This is a genomic window from Thermogutta sp., assembly GCF_014359955.1.
In the GTDB taxonomy this organism is placed as follows: Bacteria; Planctomycetota; Planctomycetia; order Pirellulales; family Thermoguttaceae; genus Thermogutta.
On record NZ_JACIYL010000532.1, the window covers coordinates 1 to 3,110 of the forward strand.

The window sequence follows — 3,110 nt, forward strand, 5'->3', positions numbered from 1 at the left end:
TTTCGGATGATGCCCCAAATGCCATTTACCGATGCAACTGGTGGCATACCCTTTTTGCTTCACGATCTCCGCGAGGGTGACCTCCGAAGGATTTAATCCGATCTGCGCTCCCGGCCCCAGTGCCCCAAAAATCCCCACGCGCACGTTATAGCATCCCGTCATCAGGCTGGCACGAGAAGCCGAGCACACCGCCTGTGAGACGTAAAAATCGGTGAAAATTCGCCCCTCCCGAGCCATTCGATCGATATTGGGCGTGTCGTAACCTTCCGCGCCAAACGGGCCGATATCAGCGTAGCCCATATCATCCATGAAAATGATCACGAAATTGGGCAGTTGTGTATCGGTGGCGGGATCGGCGAGAGTGACCGCACTTACACTAGCGAAGAAAAAGAGGCCCCCAAGCATACAGACCCATCGCATGGGAGTTAACATAGCGAATCCTCCGCTGTAAAGCGCCAAATGGTACAGGTCACCAAACGGTTCTTTTTGTCGTCGCACCCCCCTTTCGGGGCTTTGAAGCATGCAGTCAGGATGGCCCCAAGAATGCATGCGGGATTCTTTGATGCGGTCAGAGCCCTGGTTGTTCCCTGTTCATTCCGTGGTGCCCAGCAATTTCGAGAACAAATCCAGGCCGGGCAGTGGCAGGCCACCCGTAAACTCCGTCACAAGCTGCATGTGGCGTTCTCGGGCCTTTTGGATAGCATCTCGCATGGCCCCCACGAGCAGCTCTTCCAGCAGATCTTTGTCCTCCGGTTTAAGAAGTGCTGGTTCAATCGTCACACGGCGGGGGTCGGCAAGACCATCGACTTCCACCTTCACCAAACCACCTCCGGCGCTGCCGACAATCCGCTCTTCCTTCAGTCGGGCAATGACGCCCTCAAGCTTCTCGCTGATATCTTTCGCGTTTCGCAGCAAAGCAGTGAGTTGTGCGAGTTCCTTAAGCATGGTTCAGAACGTCCTGGCTTTGTTCTCCGTCAGTGCTGGACCGCTATTTCCTGGTACCGCGTCTTCGTTGGATGTTCCTTCCAGAGAACATCTCGCTGGAAAGGGTGCCATAAACCGCTCGCAAATATTTTAACGTAAAACCACCAGACAAGCACCCGCAACACAGCCCGTGCCCCTTCCCCGCTTTTTTCTGACGACGGGAACACGGACGTCCACGGAGGTTCGGGGCAGCCTGGAGGGACCTGCTTGTCAGGCTCGCTTCTCAACGTCCATGCTGCGTTGCGCATCGGCAGGCGCAACAGGCGTGTCCCTTCGTGTTCGACGGACGCTGTGGAAGGCGTCCCTCCAATGGGCCCGGGTTCCACACCGATCGAGCGTCCCGGTTGCCGCCCAATCATGAGAGGGACTGGCGGCCCATTTCCACCCGAGCCACGGCAGTTTCCTGTGTGTCACCGCGAACACAAAAACCGTTCGCTGGTAGGGACAATTCATGAATGACCCCTACGACTCACTGCGCTCGTGGCATGTCATCGGTTTTTGCAAAAGTGGCGGTGGCTCAGCCAGAGAGCCCCTTGTCAGGCCACGGGGGTGCTTATCGCGGTACCCGTGTTAACGCAAAAGCCGTTGAAACCCCAGGTCTGGCAAGGGTAACTGTCCACTAACACGGCGTTCCCACTTTTGAGTGGGCATGCCCGGCAAGGAACGCGAGAATTGTCCATTAGTTTCTACTGGTTGGTGTTCCCTTCCGGCGCCAGAGCGTCAGCCTGGAAGTCAATCTTCTAAATCATCGCTGTCATCGTCCACGGAATCGGCAGGTTCCCCGGCTTCCATTTCCAATGGGGTGTCGGGGGGCTGATCGACGGTTTTTTTAGTCGGCGGCAGGATGGCCACTGGTCTTGCGCCAAATATCTCCACCGTCTTACGAATCATTGGTTCCTGAAGCACATCGAAGAGGGAACGTTCCCCTGCGACAGACGGCCGGGGCGAGACCTCTGCATCTGGCTCCTCAGAAACCACAAATTCCAGCCTGACAGGATGTCCGACGATTTCCCTGATCGCTCGGTTGAATTTCTCCTGATTTTCAGGACGGCTGCAATAGTCACACGAGAATTTGTGATCCTTCCGAAACGTCACGATGAGTTTGCCACCGTCCTCGAGAAGAAGATTATGATAGGCCTTCGCGTGTTCCGCCACCATTCCCCCGACTGCTTCGTAAACGTGCTTCCACACAGTCGCCAGATTGTCCGGAGTCAGTTGCGTTACATTCCTGCCTGGCTCGCCGGCCTCCGTTTCTGCGGAACCGGCTCCGAAGGCCCTCTGCCGCTGGAGAGCCACCTCCTCTTTCATCTTGTCGATGGCCTGCCTGGAATTGCCACCAGATTCGGATGGCGAACGGGCATTTCCAGGGCTTGGAAGGAATGGAGCCGGAGGTGAAACAGCACTGCGAGCCGGCGCGCTGCGGGGCTGAGGTGTACGCCCACTCTGCGATCCGCCACCCCCTACGGACGGAACCGCGGAAGACAGTTGCGGAAAGTTTTCTGCCTGGCCGCTCTTCAGGATTTCCAGCAAGCGATGGACGGAAACGAGGTCGTCCAGGCGGCTCATCCGCGTAAAAGCCAGCTCCGCCAAAACGCGGTCGTAAGTGACGGCACGCATCCTGGCCAGGGTGTGGTCCAGAATCTGCATTGCAGCGACCAGACGTGGGAGTCCCCACTTTCGGGCTATTGTCTGCACCCGTTGGCCATCCTCGGCTTTTGCCGTAAGGAACAGTTGCGGGGAGCCCCCCACTTCTGCAACCAGGCAGTCCCGCAGGAAAGTGAGAAACTGTTCGACGAGCAGAGCCGGATCAGCCCCTTCCGTGATGGCCTGGTGGAAAGTCTCCAGCACTCGGGCGACGTTTCCCTCGGCGACGGATTCTGCCAGAAGTTCCAGGACATCCGACCGCGTCATTCCAAGGAGATCGTAAACGTCCTGAAGCTTGATCTCCTTGTCCGCGAAGGCGAGCAACTGTTCGAGAAGGGACTGGGCGTCCCGCATGGATCCGCCCGCCCGCTGCGCCAGCAGTTCCAGAACACCGGCTTCCGCCGCGACATTTTCGCCTTCAAGAATCTGTTTCAAACGGGCAACGATTGTCTGACTCTCGATACCGGCGAAGTCGAACCGCT

The 3,110-nt window shown here is 57.4% G+C and carries 2 protein-coding genes and 1 pseudogene; all 3 read right to left on the bottom strand.

The features are described 5' to 3' along the window. Window positions 1-432 (bottom strand): sulfatase-like hydrolase/transferase (locus H5U08_RS14025; protein WP_297034312.1); only part of this gene is annotated, 432 nt, incomplete at its 3' end. A gap of 159 nt (window positions 433-591) precedes the next feature. Further along, complete coding sequence (locus H5U08_RS14030) at window positions 592-945, bottom strand: YbaB/EbfC family nucleoid-associated protein (RefSeq protein WP_297034315.1); 354 nt, start codon at window positions 943-945, stop codon at window positions 592-594. 771 nt (window positions 946-1,716) lie between these two features. After that, a pseudogene (locus H5U08_RS14035) lies at window positions 1,717-3,110 on the bottom strand (hypothetical protein); the annotation flags it as partial.

Bases quoted from the DNA above. Each gene is read 5' to 3' on its own strand.
- H5U08_RS14030 (WP_297034315.1), bottom strand. From the start codon at position 945: ATGCTTAAGGAACTCGCACAACTCACTGCTTTGCTGCGAAACGCGAAA.